General features: G+C 37.6%; 17 protein-coding genes and 1 riboswitch. Of the genes, 3 read left to right on the top strand and 14 right to left on the bottom strand.

Translation table 11 applies throughout. From position 1 onward, the window contains the following. Window positions 1–49: 49 nt before the first annotated feature. The 12 genes from ACZ9EE_RS21340 to ACZ9EE_RS21285 form a co-directional block, all read right to left on the bottom strand. Window positions 50–874, bottom strand: a complete 825-nt coding sequence (locus tag ACZ9EE_RS21340) for a carbohydrate ABC transporter permease (RefSeq protein WP_476033037.1) — start codon at window positions 872–874, stop codon at window positions 50–52. A 90-nt stretch (window positions 875–964) separates the two neighbouring features. Further along, window positions 965–1,846, bottom strand: coding sequence for a carbohydrate ABC transporter permease (locus ACZ9EE_RS21335; protein WP_476030329.1), 882 nt, complete (start codon window positions 1,844–1,846; stop codon window positions 965–967). 81 nt (window positions 1,847–1,927) lie between these two features. Beyond that, on the bottom strand, window positions 1,928–3,229 hold the full coding sequence (locus tag ACZ9EE_RS21330; protein WP_476030328.1) for an ABC transporter substrate-binding protein: 1,302 nt from the start codon (window positions 3,227–3,229) through the stop codon (window positions 1,928–1,930). Between the two features lie 91 nt (window positions 3,230–3,320). Next, window positions 3,321–4,181 (bottom strand): NAD(P)-dependent oxidoreductase, encoded by an 861-nt coding sequence (locus ACZ9EE_RS21325; RefSeq protein ID WP_476030326.1) that lies wholly within the window; start codon window positions 4,179–4,181, stop codon window positions 3,321–3,323. Window positions 4,182–4,292: 111 nt separating this feature from the next. Continuing rightward, a complete protein-coding gene (locus ACZ9EE_RS21320; protein ID WP_476030324.1) occupies window positions 4,293–5,021 on the bottom strand; it encodes an RraA family protein in 729 nt (242 codons plus the stop codon). An 858-nt stretch (window positions 5,022–5,879) separates the two neighbouring features. After that, window positions 5,880–6,827 carry a mannose-6-phosphate isomerase, class I gene (gene manA / locus ACZ9EE_RS21315; protein WP_476033036.1) on the bottom strand — a complete coding sequence of 316 codons (948 nt, stop codon included), beginning with the start codon at window positions 6,825–6,827 and terminating at the stop codon, window positions 5,880–5,882. 11 nt (window positions 6,828–6,838) lie between these two features. Beyond that, on the bottom strand, window positions 6,839–7,711 hold the full coding sequence (locus ACZ9EE_RS21310) for an ROK family protein (RefSeq protein ID WP_476030322.1): 873 nt from the start codon (window positions 7,709–7,711) through the stop codon (window positions 6,839–6,841). Window positions 7,712–7,728: 17 nt separating this feature from the next. Further along, complete coding sequence (locus ACZ9EE_RS21305; RefSeq protein ID WP_476030320.1) at window positions 7,729–8,442, bottom strand: GntR family transcriptional regulator; 714 nt, start codon at window positions 8,440–8,442, stop codon at window positions 7,729–7,731. 172 nt (window positions 8,443–8,614) lie between these two features. Continuing rightward, window positions 8,615–10,018 (bottom strand): glycoside hydrolase family 1 protein, encoded by a 1,404-nt coding sequence (locus ACZ9EE_RS21300; protein ID WP_476030319.1) that lies wholly within the window; start codon window positions 10,016–10,018, stop codon window positions 8,615–8,617. A 114-nt stretch (window positions 10,019–10,132) separates the two neighbouring features. Beyond that, window positions 10,133–11,428 carry a PTS cellobiose transporter subunit IIC gene (celB, locus tag ACZ9EE_RS21295; protein WP_476030317.1) on the bottom strand — a complete coding sequence of 432 codons (1,296 nt, stop codon included), beginning with the start codon at window positions 11,426–11,428 and terminating at the stop codon, window positions 10,133–10,135. A 22-nt stretch (window positions 11,429–11,450) separates the two neighbouring features. Next, window positions 11,451–11,783, bottom strand: a complete 333-nt coding sequence (locus ACZ9EE_RS21290) for a PTS sugar transporter subunit IIA (RefSeq protein ID WP_235740919.1) — start codon at window positions 11,781–11,783, stop codon at window positions 11,451–11,453. Window positions 11,784–11,787: 4 nt separating this feature from the next. Then, window positions 11,788–12,096, bottom strand: coding sequence for a PTS sugar transporter subunit IIB (locus ACZ9EE_RS21285; protein WP_476030314.1), 309 nt, complete (start codon window positions 12,094–12,096; stop codon window positions 11,788–11,790). Window positions 12,097–12,378: 282 nt separating this feature from the next. Here ACZ9EE_RS21285 and ACZ9EE_RS21280 point away from each other — a divergent pair, with 282 nt between their 5' ends. Then, on the top strand, window positions 12,379–13,131 hold the full coding sequence (locus tag ACZ9EE_RS21280; RefSeq protein WP_476030312.1) for an SDR family NAD(P)-dependent oxidoreductase: 753 nt from the start codon (window positions 12,379–12,381) through the stop codon (window positions 13,129–13,131). Window positions 13,132–13,239: 108 nt separating this feature from the next. Further along, window positions 13,240–14,295 carry a lactonase family protein gene (locus ACZ9EE_RS21275; protein WP_476030310.1) on the top strand — a complete coding sequence of 352 codons (1,056 nt, stop codon included), beginning with the start codon at window positions 13,240–13,242 and terminating at the stop codon, window positions 14,293–14,295. A 225-nt stretch (window positions 14,296–14,520) separates the two neighbouring features. On the opposite strand, the gene ACZ9EE_RS21270 is transcribed toward ACZ9EE_RS21275, so the two are convergent. Then, window positions 14,521–14,643, bottom strand: coding sequence for an anti-repressor SinI family protein (locus ACZ9EE_RS21270; RefSeq protein ID WP_476030308.1), 123 nt, complete (start codon window positions 14,641–14,643; stop codon window positions 14,521–14,523). A 30-nt stretch (window positions 14,644–14,673) separates the two neighbouring features. Further along, window positions 14,674–14,757: riboswitch (cyclic di-GMP riboswitch) on the bottom strand. A 506-nt stretch (window positions 14,758–15,263) separates the two neighbouring features. On the opposite strand from ACZ9EE_RS21270, the gene ACZ9EE_RS21265 reads away from it, so the two are divergent. After that, a complete protein-coding gene (locus tag ACZ9EE_RS21265; RefSeq protein WP_476030306.1) occupies window positions 15,264–15,737 on the top strand; it encodes a VanZ family protein in 474 nt (157 codons plus the stop codon). 50 nt (window positions 15,738–15,787) lie between these two features. On the opposite strand, the gene ACZ9EE_RS21260 is transcribed toward ACZ9EE_RS21265, so the two are convergent. Beyond that, complete coding sequence (locus tag ACZ9EE_RS21260; protein WP_476030304.1) at window positions 15,788–16,879, bottom strand: nucleotidyltransferase family protein; 1,092 nt, start codon at window positions 16,877–16,879, stop codon at window positions 15,788–15,790. Between the last annotated feature and the right edge of the window lie 8 nt (window positions 16,880–16,887).

Here is a 16,887-nt window from a genome sequence, read left to right as displayed (position 1 = left end):
CATTCATCTATATTATGATGTGAGTTGATCCTCCCCTTAATCATATCCATTATCCTTTAACCCCGCCAGCAGTTATTCCCTCTATTAGATATTTCTGGAAGAAAATAAATACAGCGAATAATGGAATTAATGACAGAGTAGACATCGCAAACAATGCTCCCCAAGAACTTTCTCCCATTGCATCAACAAACATTCTCAAGCCCACGGCAACAGTTTGCATTTGAATGTCACTCAAATAGAGTAGTTGTGTAAAGAAATCATTCCAAGTCCAAATAAAAGTAAAAATCATCGTTGTAATTAAGGCTGGCACTGCAAGAGGCATAATTAAATACCAATACATTCTGATTGGACCACACCCATCCATTTCTGCAGCTTCATCTAGCTCTTTTGGAATCGTACGCATAAACTGAACCATGAGAAAGACGAAGAACCCATCAGTTGCTAAAAATTTCGGGACTGTCAAAGGGAGGTAGGTATTGATCCATTCAAGCTTATTAAACATGATGTATTGCGGAATAACCGTAACGTGAAATGGCAGCATCAATGTTATTAACATGATGGCAAAAAACACTTTTTTAAAGGCAAAATCTAAGCGGGCAAATGCATAGGCTGCCATCGAGCATGATAAAACGTTTCCTATTATTGAGATGATGACAATGAAAAATGAATTTGCAAAGAATTTACCAAATGTGACCCCGGATACCCCTTTCCAGCCTTGGATATAGTTTTCTAGTAACCACTTTTTCGGCCAAAAATTAGATCCTTGAAATATTTCGGTATTCTCTTTAAAAGAAGCGCTTACCATCCAGATTAGTGGGTAAAGCATTAAGATCCCTACTGCAATAATGAATACATGCAACAGCAGTTTAGACATTCTCTTTTTTAGCCTAATTGAACTTTGTCTTTCTACTTCTGCCATATTATGTTGACTGATAGCTTTGCTGGTCTCCACAGATTCCTCCTCCTATTCTTGGTAGAACACCCACTTCTTTGATGTTCCAAATATTATGGCTGTAACAATTGCTACTGCTACCAGCAATACCCAAGCCATTGCTGAAGCATATCCCATTTGGAAAAGTGTAAAGGCTTTTTGGAAGAGGTATAAGGTATAGAATAAAGTAGAGTCTAACGGTCCCCCCGTTCCTCCACTAATGATGTATGCTGGTGTAAATGCTTGGAAGGCATGAATAATCTGCATAACCAGATTAAAAAGTATAATGGGTGATAACATCGGGAGTGTAAGTTTAAGAAATTGTCTAACTTTGCTGGCCCCATCAATCTTTGCCGCTTCATATAGTTCAACTGGTATTTGTTTTAAACCTGCCAGAAAGATTACCATCGGTGCTCCGAATTGCCAGATTGATAAAATAACCAAGGTGTACAAAGCAGTATTAGGTGATGAAATCCAGTTTTCTCCATGTATTCCAAAGTGGGCTAATATTTTATTTAGTAAACCATCTCCGCCAAATAACTGCCTCCAAAGAAGGGATACAGCAACACTGCCTCCAAATAAAGAAGGAATATAGTAAGCTGCTCGATAAATTTTCAAGCCTCTTAATCCCTTATTTAATAGAAGGGCAACGCCTAAAGCAAACATGAGTTGTAATGGGACACTCAATAATACATATATAAGTGTTACTTTTACACTTGCTAGATACTTGGGGTCTTCAAACATGTGTTGATAATTGTCCATCCCAATCCATTTGGGGGTTGTAAACATGTCATAATTAGTGAATGAGAGATATAGTGACACGACCATAGGAATGAAGCTCAAGCCGATCAAACCTATCAGCCATGGACTTAGGAAGAGATAGCCAACCGCATTTTTTCTCCATGCCTTTTTCATGAATTTATAATTCAACTCCTCTCTAGCTGTATAGATGGAGATAGCCGTTCCTCCATCTATACATTGCTAGATTATTGAAAGTTATTGATTTAGAATGCTCTTTGCATCCTTCATAAATTTTTCAGCTGCTACTGGAACGGACATTTTACCGAATGAAATAGCAGTATAGGCATCTTTATACGCTTGTTCAATTTGTGCTATACCCATCGGCGGATAAGGAGCTGGTTCAGCGACTTTTAGTGTTTCTTGAATAAAGTCAACTGCATCCTTTTGTGCCGGCTCAAGGAGTGGCTTCACATAATCAGCCATTTTTGTCGAACCAGGTGAACCTTGTTCGACCTTAAATAATTCAAGTGATTTTTGTGAGTTAACGAAGAAATTGATAAATTCTGCTGCTTCTTTCGGATGTTTTGATTTCGCAGCAACACTTAAGTATGCTCCCTCGATAAATTCCCCTCTTTTTCCACCGGCCAGGGCTGGCATTTTGGCCATTTTTAATTGCCCATCCTTGTTTTGCTGTTGATATAAATAGAGCTGATTAGCAGGGATTTGCTGCATAGCCGTTTTTCCAGTTACAAACAAACTCTGCTCAAGTGGAGCGCTTTGAAATTCTGTAGAGGTTTCAGCAGTCGGAACACCGCCTTTTTTACGAAGATCATCCCAATAACTCCACCATTTAACTAATGTTTCCTTGTCGAACGCTAGTTTTTTACCATCTTCAGAAAATAGATCTTGTCCATTTTGGCGAAGGAAATAACGGAATTGTGGCTGAAGTGCCCCGCCGCCCATATCGGCCGAACCAGTAATCCCTTTAGCTTTAAGTGCAAGTGCGGTTTTGGCAAAATCATCCCATGTCCAGTCCTCTGCAGGTTGTGGTACACCAAGCTTTTCGAATAACGATGGATTATATACAAATCCTGTCATGGTAACACCTTGGGCAACCATGTAGAGGTTATTATTAATTTTGCCACTGTTTACAACTGAAGCAGGAAAGTTACCTTGATCAATTGTTTTATCGTTAACGTAACCGTCCAATTTTAGCAATGTGTTTCTGTTGGCATAATCACTTACATAGTTCGCATGCATCCCGAATACGTCCGGTGCATTACCGCCCGCTGTTTGTGTTGAAAGCTTTTGCCAATAATCTGCCCAGCCGCTTGCCTCACGTTTCACTTTAATATTCGGGTGCTCTTGCTCGAATCTATCGGCAATGGCATTATAAACTTCATTCCGCTTCGTGTCCCCCCACCAGGCGAAACGAATTTCAACTGGATCTTTCTTGGTACCGCTTGATGATGCTTTATCACTGCTGCTGCATCCTGCCATTCCTACTAAAAGAAATACAGAAATCAACGAAATCAAAAGCATTTTCATTTTATTCATTTAAGATTTCCCCCATTAATTAGTTTCTTTTATAAAAGGATGTATGTTTAAAAAAGCGAAATGATAGGGCTTACATTTCAAAAATGAACAACTAAGATAATACCTTCTTACCGACTGCAGAAAAATCTAATTCTCCCGCTTCTTTCACTGAATCCTCAAATAATTGCAGAGCAAAAGAGGCAAGCGGTAAATCCTTTTCTGCACTTTCATTCACCGCGATCTTTATATCCTTTTTCATTAAACTTAGTTTAAATCCGGGGGTAAAATCCCGATTTGTCAGTGTATCCACTTTGTTTAGCAGCATCCAAGAAGCACCAGAGCTTTTGCCGATTACTTCTTTCATAACTTCTTTTTTGATTTCTAATTTTTCCGCTAGAGCTACTGCCTCAGCTGAAGCCAGCATATGAATTCCGGCAAGCATTTGATTAATGGCTTTAATCGCTTTGCCAGCACCAACGGCTCCGACCAAATAAATATTCTCTGCCATTGCATTTAACACAGGACGGCATGTTTCTAACAATTCTGCATCTCCGCCTGCCATGATGGTTAAGGTTCCTTTTTCAGCTCCAATGGTACCGCCGCTGACAGGTGCATCTAAAACTTGCGCCCCTTTTTCCTGATAGATCTCATTTACCTTTTTCATCATATCCGGAGAGCCCGAAGTCATTTCAATCAACACTTTTTCTGGATTAATTTGTTCAAGAACCTCATTAGCTAGCAAAACTGCTGCCATTTCACCATCTGCAGGCAAGATACTAATCAGCACCTGACATTTAGAAGCGATCTGGGCTATTGAGGTTTCCTCAATTGCCCCGGCTTCTACTAATTCTTCAACCGGTCCTCGATTTCGGTGAGCAGCCACGTGTAATTCAAACCCATTTTTCAACAGGTTCTTTGCCATAGGTAATCCCATAGCACCTAGCCCGATAAAACCTATCTTTTTTACAGTCATGCACCAATCCTCCTGCCATTTTATAAAAGGCTAATAGAAAGGAAAGAAAAGAAATCTAACATTCTATTAGCCTAGTTATGATAACGTCTAGTTTTTTTATTCTTTTTATGATTAAATAACTGTTTCGTCTAATTCCCAGCCTAACCTTTCATAAAGGCGTCTTCTTCCAGCTTTGTCACCTTTCAGTTCCTGATGCGCATATTTAGCAACTTCATAAGCAAGATGACGCGGCACAACTACAACACCATCGCCGTCTGCTACAACAACGTCACCAGGATAAATCGCAACTCCACCAATCGCTACAGGGATATCTTTTTCGTGGTAACGGATGCGGGCTTGGTCCATTGGCTGTGATACAAACTGAGACCAGACAGGAATTTTCTGCATAATTACTTCGTCCGTATCCCTGATTCCTCCGCCATTTGTTAAGTATCCAACACAACCCTTGTGCTTATGATCGAGGGTATTATTTGAACCAAGAAGACCAACGTCGATTCCAGCTACATCTAGAACCACAAAATCTCCTTCCTGGATGTCATGACCCCATGGATCGTTACAAACCTCACCGTAGTACCACTTAACCCACTCCGTATATTCAGCACCAGTAACCTTTGGGGCTGGTCCTTCGAACGGTAGATAACGAGCAGTACGAGCAATTCCTACTACTTTTGTACGGAATAAAGGTTTAATGCTATGATGGACAGTTCCATACCCATGCATTCCAACCCAATCCATACCATCACGAACATCGGTTACGCGTAAATCCTTGTAAAGTTCTAAGATCTCTTTGCGATCATCTTTTGTTGTTACAGCTGTTTGGTTTTGTAGATTTTCAGACATTTTATCTTCTCCCTTTAATTAAAATTATTTAAATCCAAGGACCAAAGCCAACATTCAAAAACTACTAGATTTAAGCTGCAACCTCACCCCCAAAACTATGTAAGCGTTTGAAATTCAGCAGATTAACAAAATCTCAAACATTTGTCTCCTCATGTTGGAAATCGATTTTGGAAATCGATTTTGGAAATCGGTTTCCTTAATTACAAGTTACCACCACTCCTCTATCAGGTCAATTTTGAATTTTCCCAAAAATCTGACTTGTTTCTACAATCGGAATTTTTGAAACTATATAAGTATAAATTACTAGTTTACTGAGATATTAGATAAACTAAATTATCGGAGTTAATAGATTAAACTCATGTATGAATTTATTATTTTATGAAAGAGTTTTCATTGCATGTTTCGACAAATTTGAAATAAAAAATAAAAAAAAAAAAAACGCTACATCATTTAGATGCGCGTTTTTAAAAGATTTTATCCAAGCTTTAGCCATCAGCATATTCCCAATCGAATTCATGTGGACACCATCACTGGTTAGCCTTTGAGGAGACTCCTGATTTAAATAGTCCATAAAAATTTGATGGGTCTCTACTAAAATAGCGTTATATTCCTTTGCAAGTTTTCGGACTACTTCTACATAAGGAATTAGCATTTTGTAATATGGTTTCCACTTATTCCTTTGTTTACAACTTGAGGGAGCTGGTTTGGAAGATTTATGGCTAAATAATCACAAATGAGCCTAACATAACCAAAACCGATGTCTTCAGCATCTTCGAATCTTCCAGACTCTGTAATACTGTGCACCGATAAAAAGTAATATATCGGATTGCTTTAACATTTGCCCTTTTCCTCCTCCTTTTATGGGTGAGACACAATCAGTTGACATTCACCATCAAGGACAAATTCTCCTAAACCTACAGGAATAATAAAATGTGCCCCTTTATGAAGAGAATACTTTTCTCCATTATGAATCAACGAGCCCTCCCCTTTGATCACGCTAAAAAGGCTGTATTGATCATTTAATAGAAAGGTGGATTTACCACTTACCTCCCACTTATAAACAGAGAAAAAATCTGATTCTACAAATGTGGTAATTTCCACATTTTCTTTGACCTCTACAGATGGCTTACTTCCTGTTACGTGATGCGGTACAGTGGTTACCTCAATGGCTTTATCTAAATGCAGTTCCCGTAGATTTCCTTGGTCATCTTCACGGTCATAATCATACACTCGGTAGGTTGTATCAGAGCTTTGCTGTGTTTCTAATACAAGAGTTCCTTCACATAAGGCATGAATGGTTCCACTTGGCACATAGAAAAAGTCTCCAGGTTTGATTTTCACTCTACGAAGCAATTCATTCCAATTTCCATCGTTAACCTGAGCAATTAATTCCTCTTTTGTTTTAGCATTATGACCGAAAATCATATCGGCGTCTTCTTTACAATCAATAATATACCAGCATTCTGTCTTCCCTAGTTCTCCATTTTCATTCACTTTGGCATACGCATCATCTGGATGAACTTGGACAGATAAGTCCATATTCGCATCTAATATTTTCGTTAATAAAGGAAAAACTTCCTCTGTCGGGTTTCCGAAAAGCTCTGGATGTTCCTTCCAAAGCTTGTCTAGCGTTACACCAGCAAAAGGTCCATTTTCAATGATGGAAGGTCCATTAGGGTGTGCTGAAATAGCCCAGCATTCCCCTGTCTTATCAGATGGAATGGAATAACCAAACTCGTCTTTTAAGGCAGTTCCTCCCCAGATTCGCTCTTTAAAAACCGGTTTTAAAAATAATGGCTGCATAATGTGTCTCCCTATTATAGTTCATTTTCGTTTTGTAACTCTTGATAAGCCAGCAGGAGGGATCCTGTAATCCCAGCATTATCTCCTAAACCAGGACTAACAATATAATCGGAAAGCTCTGGTAAGGACACATAATGATTAACTAATTCAGGCAAATACTTATAGACATAAGTAAATACTTGTTTTTGATTCATGACACCGCCGCCAAGAATGATCTTTTTCGGTGAAAGGATTAAAATATATTGCATAAGCGCTTGGGCAATGTAATACCCTTCTAAAGCCCATACTTCCTCGCGTCCAACTAAGTTAATTCCCTTTTCACCCCAACGTTCTTCAATTCCAGGGCCTGCTGCAAGGCCTTCAAAGCAATCGTGATGATATGGGCATTTGCCTTGATATGAATCATTCTGATGGCGTCTTACCAAAATATGGCCCATTTCAGGATGGGACAGGCCTTGAAGTAATTTTCCTTGGACCATTGCCCCTGCTCCGATGCCTGTACCAATTGTGATATATAAACAACTATCCAAGCCTTTAGCAGCTCCAAAGGTTGCTTCACCTAAAGCAGCAGCATTCACATCCGTATTAAAACCAACTGGGACTGAGAATGCCTCCTTTATGGTTTGCACAAAAGGGAAGTCCTTCCAAGCTAGTTTAGGTGTAGAGGTAATAAAGCCATATGTCGGACTATCTGCATTCACATCAATGGGCCCAAAAGAACCAATTCCAATAGCTTTGACCGGATATTTCTTAAAAAATCGAATGACTCCTGTCATCGTTTCTTCAGGTACCGTTGTAGGGATCTGAATTCGGTCAATGATTTTTCCCGTTTCATCCCCGACTGCACAAACAAACTTGGTACCTCCTGCTTCAATTGCACCTAACATCAACATTTCCCCCAATATCATCGAATAGGATTAACAGTTGTTATTTCAAATTTATCATAGCGATGGCGTGAGAATGAATACTCAAAAGGGAGTCCATTATTCAAGAACCCAACATGCTCCACTTCAAGAATGGGATCACCTGGTAAGCATTCTAAATGCTCTTGATCTAACTGATCCGCTTTGCAAGCCCGGATAATCCGATGGGAGCCTGCCATCGTTAAACCCAAATCCTTCTGGATATACTTATAGACAGAACCTTGCAGAATTTCATCGTTAATACCCGGTATAAGCGTGGTTGGCATGTATGTTTTTTCCATAACATATGGTTCCCCATCAACCAGTCTTAGACGAATTAGAAAATATACTGGAGTTTTCGGATCAATCGCAAGGTGCACTGCAATATCTTCTGATGGAAATTGAACCTCAAATTTTATCACTTTACTGGTAACCTTCTTATCCTTTAAAAGATTCGATAACCCTAGAGATTCATTTGTAGTAACATGTACTCGGCTTTTATTAATAGCAGATTGTACAATAAAGGTCCCATGCCCTCTTTTCCGATAAAGCAAGCCTTCCACAACCAATAGGTCAAGTGCCCTTTTCATGGTCATTCTACTGCAGCCAAATTCTTTTGCTAAAGAAATCTCGTCAGGAATGGGCTGATCGATTGGATACTGCCTGTCCTTAATCCTTTGTCTAATTTCTGAAGATATAGATTCATACTTATTCATACCAGAACCACCCAACTAGAAAGATACACTATTTAATTATAATATAATTTTTTTATACCGCTTACACTTTTAAAATAAAGATGGTCAAACTCGACCATCTTTTTAAGACTTATTTTCAGTTAAATAGTCAGGTTTTATGTTACCTATAATAGTTCCTGCTAAAGATGCATTATTAGAAACCGTTTTGTTCTGATACCGTTTTAAACCATTGGCCGCTCTTTTTAATCGTTCGTTCGCCATCTTTATTCAGATTTACCGACACAAACCCATAGCGGTTTTTAAAAGCATTCGTCCATGACCAGTTATCCATAAAAGTCCATAGATGATAGCCTTTCACATTCGCACCTTCTTGAATCGCTTTGTGTACCCATTTTAAATGCTCCTGGATAAATTCAATCCGGTAGTCATCTTGGATGATTCCATTTTCATCACGGAATTTTTCTTCACCTTCTACGCCCATACCATTTTCAGAAATAAAGCATTCAATATTGCCGTAGTTTTCTTTTAGGTTGGTTAAGATGTCGTATACACCTTTTTCGTAAATCTCCCAACCACGATGTGGATTCATTTTGCGTCCAGGCATTACGTAATAATCAAAGTAACGCTCAGGCATAAATGGTGCTTCTGGGTTTGGAAGATTTTCCTTTGCTTTGACGCGTCTTGGCTGATAGTAGTTAACACCTAAGATATCAACGGTATTATTTTTAATAATATCCATATCTCCCTCATTGACGACAGGCATATAACCTTCTTCTTTTAAAATCTGTACAAGCTCAGCTGGGAATTCACCTTTTACTGAAGGATCTAAAAATGAGCGATTAAAGAAGGCATCACAAAGCACAGAAGCTTTTACGTCAGCCGGGTTCTGACTTCTTGGATATGAAGGCGTTAGGTTTAAAACAATCCCAATCTTCCCATCTTGGTTTAATTGTCTATAAGCCTTAATAGCCTTTGCACTGGCTAAAATGGTATGGTATCCAACTTGAACAGCTTTTCCGAAGTCCACTTCATTTGGATAATGGAAGTCATATAGGTAACCACCTTCGACCGGAACAATCGGTTCGTTGTGTGTGAACCATTTTTTCACACGGTCTCCAAACAATTGAAAGCACGTTCTCGCATACACTTCATAGGCATCGACTACTTCTCTATTTACCCAGCCACCGATTTTTTGCAATTCCATCGGCATATCGAAATGAAATAAACCGACAAAAGGTTCAACACCATTTTCAATCATTTCATTGATTACATTATTATAAAACTCGACTGCTTTTTGATTGACTTCCCCTACACCATTCGGAATTAACCTTGACCACGAAATGGACATGCGGAATGAGTTATGGCCAATTTCCTTCATTAACTTAATATCTTCTTTATATTTATAATAGAATTGGGATGTTTTTTCAGGACCAACTCCTTCAAAAAAACGATTTGGTTCTATTTCATACCAGTGATCCCAAATGTTCTTCCCTTTACCATCCACGTCTGCTGCACCTTCCGTTTGGGTTGCGGATGCTGCAGAACCCCACCAGAAACCTTCTGGAAAGCGATATTGAATTTCATTTATGTTAGTCATATGCAGTTGTTCTCCTTTTCAAGGTCTACTAATAGAAATGGGCAGAAGAGGACGGTCCAGCAATGTTAACTTGCATCCTCCGTTCAGCACCTGCCCTTTACATTCATATAAAAACTATGCTGCGTTGTTTGTATCTGCTTGTTCTTTCTTTACGTTCACACGATCAATTATTTTTAAGAATGGGAACCAAATCACAAATACAATCGCCAAGTTAACAATCTGTAACAATCCACCGGCAAGAGAGTTGGTTGCCATAATACCATTAATGAAAATTGGAACAGTCCAAGGAACAGTGACACCAGTTGGCGGTGGAACAAGTCCTGTTTTCATTGCAAAATAAGATACTAATGTAACAATCATTGGCGAAAGGACCCAAGGAACCACAATTAATGGATTCATCACAATTGGCAGACCAAAGATAACTGGTTCGTTAACGTTGAAAATACCAGGTCCGATTGCAAGCTTACCAACCTGTTTCATTTGTTTGCTCTTTAAAAAGAACAGAATCGTTAAAACTACTGCAAGAGTCATTCCTGTTCCACCCATACCAACCGTATAGATTTCCATAAACGGTTTGGAAATGATATGGGGAATTGGCTGACCGTGTGTGTATGCATTTAAGTTTTCAATTTGTAATGTATTCCAAATTGGATCCATTACCGAGTTGATGATAATTTGACCATGTAAGCCAAAGAACCATAAGATCTGAATAAAGAAAATAGCTATTAAGGTAGGAATGATTCCACTTCCCAAACCTACTAATGGTGCTTGGATAGCTTTATAGATTACATCGTGCATATTCGTCTTAAATATTTGTGTGACAAAAATATTGATAGCTAAAAATATAGTTAACGTGATAATTGCTGGAATAAGTGCGGCGAATGATTTTGCTACTGCTGGCGGAACACCAGGAGGCATTTTAATAGTAATATTCTTCTGTACAATCGTTCGATAAATTTCTGCTGAAATAAACGCTGTAATCATTCCAAGGAACATACCTTTGGCTCCAAGTCTGTCCACAGGTATGACACCTGTAATCGCTTGTCCATGCTCCGGTTGAAGCACAAATGGGGTTAAAATTAAAAAGGAAACTAGTGCTATTGCCCCGCCAAATATGGCTTCAACATCGTAACTCCTTGATAGGTAATATCCAATACCAAACACAACAAAGACAGACATAATTCCCATTGTTGAAGAGGATGCAATTCCAAACATATCTCGGAATTGGTTGATTGCTGCTTCACTCATCAACTTATTTAAAAATGGTAAATTGGTTAAAACAACAAAGATGGAACCGAAAATAGTTAAAGGAAAAGATAACATAAAGGCGTCTCGTAAAACAGTTAAATAACGATTGTTATTTAATCTTCCCGCTATAGGAACGAGATACTGACTTAGTTTTTCAAACAAAGGACTTACCCCCTCTTATTTTTTATAAATTTTTCTGTTTAAAGATGTCCAGCAGCTCTCTAACAAGCTCCTTCATTGTCAAGGTAGACATGAGATGATCCTCGGCGTGCATTAAAAGTAAAGCGAACTCCACTTTCTCACCAGAAGCTTCCTTTTGAATCATCTTAAAATGAATTTCGTGCGATGCTTTTAAGTCTTCTTCCGCTTGAACGAGCAGATTGTCTGATTCTTCCACGTTCCCCTCGCGGTATTCGCGAAGGGCTTGAATGATTTTGCTTCTAGCATTGCCACTATGAAGAATAAGCATAAAATTTATTTGTTCGGCTGTTAATGTGTCTAAATCGATATTTTCCATTGTATTATTCCCCCATTAGCTTAACAGCTTGCTCATAAGCTTTTTTACCATCAGCTAATCCATAAGCCATCATGTCAATAACATCTACTTTAATACCATATTTATTTGCTTCTTTTTGTAAATCACCTTTTAAGAAGCTCATTTGCGGTCCAATTAATACTACATCTGCATTAGCCATTTCTTTTCTCGCTTGGTCTTGACCAACCGCCCAAATTTTCGCATCTTCATTAATAGAAGCAACATGCTGTTCCATTTTTGTTACCAAAAGGCTAGTTGACATTCCTGCACTACAAGCTAATAAGATTCTTTTCATTATTATCAAACTCCTTAAAGTTTTTTGGTTTAAGCGTTTTCCAAAAGCGTTTTCAATAACCGCTTACAAACTCTATTATAATCATTTTATTTTAAATGTCTAGACATTTATTTTAAAAAATATAAACATTTTTTAGTAGTTTTTCTTTTCACTTTATTTTCTATTTATTTCAAATATTTATCTATATTACTTTGATAAAGACTTTAAATATACTATAATTTACCTTAACGATAAGTTTATTCATTGAACAAAATGGATTAATAGAAAAGGAGAGGGATTTCGATGGTTGATGTTAAAGGGAGATGGGCTCTTATTACAGGTGCAAGCAGGGGTGTAGGATATCAGACAGCACTATTTATGGCAAAGCATGGGTGCAATCTCATCCTTCATAGCAGAAGTTTAGAACATACAAAGAAAGTACAAGAAGAAGTATCTGCACTTGGTGTTGAAACAATCTGTGTAGCGGCTGAGTTAGATAACCATGAAGAGGTCGTTGCTATGCTAGATGAGATTGAATCAAAAGAAATTCCTGTAGATATCGTATTTAATAATGCTGCCGTACAAATTGCTTATCGAAAGGATTATTGGAAGACCCCTCTTGAGGACTTTGAAATGAGTTTTCGAATTAATTTTATCTCCATTACAACCATATGCTATCGCTTAATTCCTAAAATGATTGAACGAGGATTTGGACGTGTAATCAATACCACAAGTGGCATTAAAAATGAGCCAGAACAAGCAGCATATGCAGCAAGCAAAGCAGCATTAGATAAATTTACTAAGGATTTAGCTTCTAAATTAGAAGGAACAAATGTCATGATTAATATTACCGATCCAAACTGGTGCAGAACAGACCTAGGAGGTCCCAATGCTCCTAATTCAGTCGAAGATGCGGTACCAGGTGTGATTGTTGGAGCGTTTGTAGACGATCAAAAAAGCGGACGCTTTTTCCATGCAAAAAAATTCTATGGCTTATCTTTGGAAGAAGCCGTTGCAAAAGCAGAAGCAATCGGAGCAAATCCTTACCTGATTTAACTGCCATAAACTCTGCCTATTTTCGGGCAGAGCTTTATTTTTAGTTTTTAGTTAAAAATAGGATATTATAATAGTGAAAATAATTTTATCTATTCAAGGAGAATAAATATGGCTGAAAAAAAATTCAAGGGTTATATCGGAACCTATACAAAAGGGGATAGTAAAGGAATTTATTCTTTTACATTAGACACAAACGAAGGGAAAATAGAAGATGTTCAAGTGGCTGCAGAACTTGGAAATCCTACATACCTTGCCATCAGTAAGGATAATCGCTATCTTTACTCGGTTGTTAAAGAAGGGGATACTGGAGGTATTGCAGCATTCTCCATTGGGGATTCAGGTTCACTGACACCGATTAACAGCCAAGTATTAGATGGGGCACCACCTTGTTATGTTAGTGTAGACAGCAAAAACCGCATGGTGTTTGGTGCCAATTATCATAACGGGCTTGTGCAATCACATCTCATTAACCAGGAGGACGGAGCGGTTTTACCATATGCCTCAATTAGAGAGCATGAAGGCTCTGGGCCTGATCCAAGGCAGGAAAAGCCTCATAGCCATTATTCAGAACTAACGCCTGATGAAAAATATCTAGTAGTGTGTGAGTTAGGAATTGATGCTGTTATTACATATGCAGTCGCTGACGATGGCACGCTTACAAAGGTAGACCTTTTGCCTTTAAAAGCAGGCAGCGGCCCTAGACATCTTGTCTTTCATCCCAATAGGGACATGGCTTATGTCATGACAGAGTTCAGCTCTGAGGTGATCGTGTTAAATTATCATCCAGAAAGTGGCCGTTTCAGTGAGGTTCAATATATTTCTACATTACCTGAGGATTTTAAAGAAAATAATCAAGGCAGTGCGATTCATATTTCGGCGAATGGACGTTATGTTTATGCGGGGAATCGCGGGCATAACAGTATTGCGGTGTTCAGTGTGGATCCCGGAAATGGTGAGCTTACGTTTGTTGAGCATACTTCGACTGAAGGAGATTGGCCACGGGATTTTGAGATTGATCCGAGCGGGAAGTTTGTGGTGGCTGCGAATCAGGAGTCAGGTAATGTGGTGTTGTATGCAAGAGACGAGGTTTCTGGTCGATTGACATTGATTACTTCTGATATTACGGTACCTTATGGGGTTTGTGTGAAGTTTTTAAATTATTAACCGTACTTAGAAAACAGCTTAACTAATTGTTTAACAATTGGTTAAGCTGTTTTTTTGTGTTATAGGGCATTTATGTACATTTCTCCTTAATGAAAATACTGCGCATTGTGGCAGAATTTTTATAGTACATTGTGAATATTATGAAAAATTACCGCGTAGTACCCCTAATGGTTTGTTTAGTATTTCGAACGCTATAATCTGCTTTTTAAAATTTTCTAAGGAATATTACTTAGGATTTGATATAAAATCCCTTATTTCATCAATGGAAAGTCCTAGATTTTTAGCTTCATTAATTAGTGCTAACCATTCACTATCTAGTTCTTTTTCAGCATTAGTTAATACGGACACAATTTACCCTCCTAAAAATGTTACTATTTTTTAGGTAACTCAGCCATCCTAGTTAAAAACCTTAGACCTGTAGCTTTGCGTCCCATTCTTTCGAATGGTTTGCCTTTATCTTGTATAGTATTAAAGTGTTAGAGTTTTAAAGCATTAAATATTTAAATCACTATACTAATAGTACTATAGTCTTCTTTCAATCTAAATGAAAAAATTTCCAAAACTTTCGACAAATTTTGTAAATTACTTAGTAGTAGTTAAGAAGTTTTAAAACACATTTCTCACAAGTAACCTGACCTAATTCAATGAATTTAATTTTTCTCAGGGTTTTCCTTTTAATTTTTCTTTCCGAGTTAAATTCTAGACCACACACACAACAGTTAGAGTCTTTCACTATGTGTACCTGATCTCTTTCTTCTATTAATGGATAGATCATGACTTCCCTTCTTTTCTAGGTATTTGTTCCTAACAAAGAACAATATATGTTCATTATAAAGAATATGTAGAATTTTGTAAATAAAATTGCAGGATTTTGTTTTACTACCTGGGCATCTAAATTATTGTTCTTCATAAAGAACAATGGTAATATAAAAATTAGATGATTATAAAAATACTAGGAGAAGGAAAAAATGAGTGACCAACGGATTGAGAAGAAAAACTCACAAAGAGAACCCACTTTATTTAAATTACTACTAATTACTTTATGGGGACTATTTTTATTATTAAATACATGGACGGAAAGTATCGAGAAGCTAATGTACCTACATACCTTCGGATTTAAATGGATACCTAACCCTGACTTTTCCTCATTCCTTATTTTTAATGATATTACATTGGTTCATTCTGAATTTATTAAAGTAAAATCAGGCCATTTTATTGGTTTTGGAATATTGGATTTTCTTCTTTTCACCTTAATAAAAAATCATAAATACTCCGTTGGATTAGCTTTGTCTTTTGCTTTTATCACCGAGTTCTTCCAATTGTTTTTCGGCAGGGATGGCAGATTTTATGATCTGATGATTGATTCATTCGGGATATTTTTTGTATATTTTTTAACTAAGAGGGTTTCCTCAGAACACAAGGCTAGGATGAAAAAAGGATGAGCAAATGGCTCATCCTTTTCCGTTTCACAGTTTCTCCGCTTGAAGGTTTGTTAATGAGTTAAAAATACCTTGACCATGGAGGTTAATCTTTTTTTATATAAAATCATATACATCCTGAACAACGACTTCCCATTCTGCTCTTGACCAATTTGTGCAGCAAGTTCATATTTTGAAGGCCAAATCAAGTTTGCCAGTTCAATCAGACTATGTTTAATTGTATCGTAGCTAAATAATTGATAATCAATAAAGTCGAGGTATTGATTTAATCCTTTTATATTCTGATACTCCCCTTTGGTTTGTTTTATTTTAAATGGCAGCTCTTTTACTTCATGCAAATGAGGGAACTGATGATAGACGATTGATAAAGTCCTCTTTAGCCGCTTTAGTGTTTTGTGCGAAGCAGCAAGTTTTAATAGATAATCGTAATCAATTTTTCCATCTAATTTGTAGATCAACTGAATAATGTCTATAAAGTATTTCGCTGAGTCTAAATTATGCCGCCAACCGTGTAAGCAAATCATGTAAAATAAGTGGTTGTGTGATAGCTTTTTAAGATGTTTAAAGCTGCCAACTTGTTCTGATTGATCCCATAAGTCATTTATTCGAAAAGCTGACGTGTTTTCCCTCACTATGTTCCAGTGTATTTCTACCACTAACGGCATGGTAGAACCAGGTATAGTTTTACTAAAACTACAATGAAAATGACCAGGTACCTGCTCCTCTTCAACAGTAAATCCCAAGTCCTTGATTATTACAATTGCTCTATTAAGGTCCTGTAATCGAATTAATAGATCAATATCCGAAGTGGCCCTTGCTCCGATATGTCCAAAATAGTTTTCAGCAAAATGAACCCCTTTAAGTGTGATAACATCTATACTCTGTTTCTCAAAATTGGTTAGAATGGTATTGATTTGATTTCTAATCAAAAGATTTTGGAACAGCCCTTTATCATAGATCTCTTTTAAACGACTTTGAAAAAAAGCAGGGGTATGTTTTAGTCTCCCTTGCTGCTTTAAAATGAAGAAAACCTGAGATGAGATTCCTTCATTTTCAATATCCAAAAGCGCACGTGTGTAGAATCCCTCTTCTTGGGGCATGACAGTGTTTTGATCATATAGTAATGTAACGATCTCTAAACTCATGGCTCTCA

It is taken from the genome of Bacillus sp. URHA0034, assembly GCF_056280405.1.
Note: the sequence above shows the minus strand (reverse complement) of the source record. Positions and strands in the feature narration are given on the sequence as shown.

Coding starts and splice junctions, on each gene's coding strand:
- ACZ9EE_RS21310 (WP_476030322.1), bottom strand. CDS start 7,711: ATGTTAGGTGCAATTGAAGCAGGAGGTACCAAGTTTGTTTGTGCAGTC.
- ACZ9EE_RS21320 (WP_476030324.1), bottom strand. CDS start 5,021: ATGTCTGAAAATCTACAAAACCAAACAGCTGTAACAACAAAAGATGAT.
- ACZ9EE_RS21280 (WP_476030312.1), top strand. CDS start 12,379: ATGGTTGATGTTAAAGGGAGATGGGCTCTTATTACAGGTGCAAGCAGG.
- ACZ9EE_RS21325 (WP_476030326.1), bottom strand. CDS start 4,181: ATGACTGTAAAAAAGATAGGTTTTATCGGGCTAGGTGCTATGGGATTA.
- ACZ9EE_RS21265 (WP_476030306.1), top strand. CDS start 15,264: ATGAGTGACCAACGGATTGAGAAGAAAAACTCACAAAGAGAACCCACT.
- ACZ9EE_RS21275 (WP_476030310.1), top strand. CDS start 13,240: ATGGCTGAAAAAAAATTCAAGGGTTATATCGGAACCTATACAAAAGGG.
- ACZ9EE_RS21290 (WP_235740919.1), bottom strand. CDS start 11,783: ATGGAAAATATCGATTTAGACACATTAACAGCCGAACAAATAAATTTT.
- ACZ9EE_RS21340 (WP_476033037.1), bottom strand. CDS start 874: ATGTCTAAACTGCTGTTGCATGTATTCATTATTGCAGTAGGGATCTTA.
- ACZ9EE_RS21300 (WP_476030319.1), bottom strand. CDS start 10,018: ATGACTAACATAAATGAAATTCAATATCGCTTTCCAGAAGGTTTCTGG.
- ACZ9EE_RS21330 (WP_476030328.1), bottom strand. CDS start 3,229: ATGAATAAAATGAAAATGCTTTTGATTTCGTTGATTTCTGTATTTCTT.
- ACZ9EE_RS21285 (WP_476030314.1), bottom strand. CDS start 12,096: ATGAAAAGAATCTTATTAGCTTGTAGTGCAGGAATGTCAACTAGCCTT.
- ACZ9EE_RS21260 (WP_476030304.1), bottom strand. CDS start 16,879: ATGAGTTTAGAGATCGTTACATTACTATATGATCAAAACACTGTCATG.
- ACZ9EE_RS21305 (WP_476030320.1), bottom strand. CDS start 8,442: ATGAATAAGTATGAATCTATATCTTCAGAAATTAGACAAAGGATTAAG.
- ACZ9EE_RS21335 (WP_476030329.1), bottom strand. CDS start 1,846: ATGAAAAAGGCATGGAGAAAAAATGCGGTTGGCTATCTCTTCCTAAGT.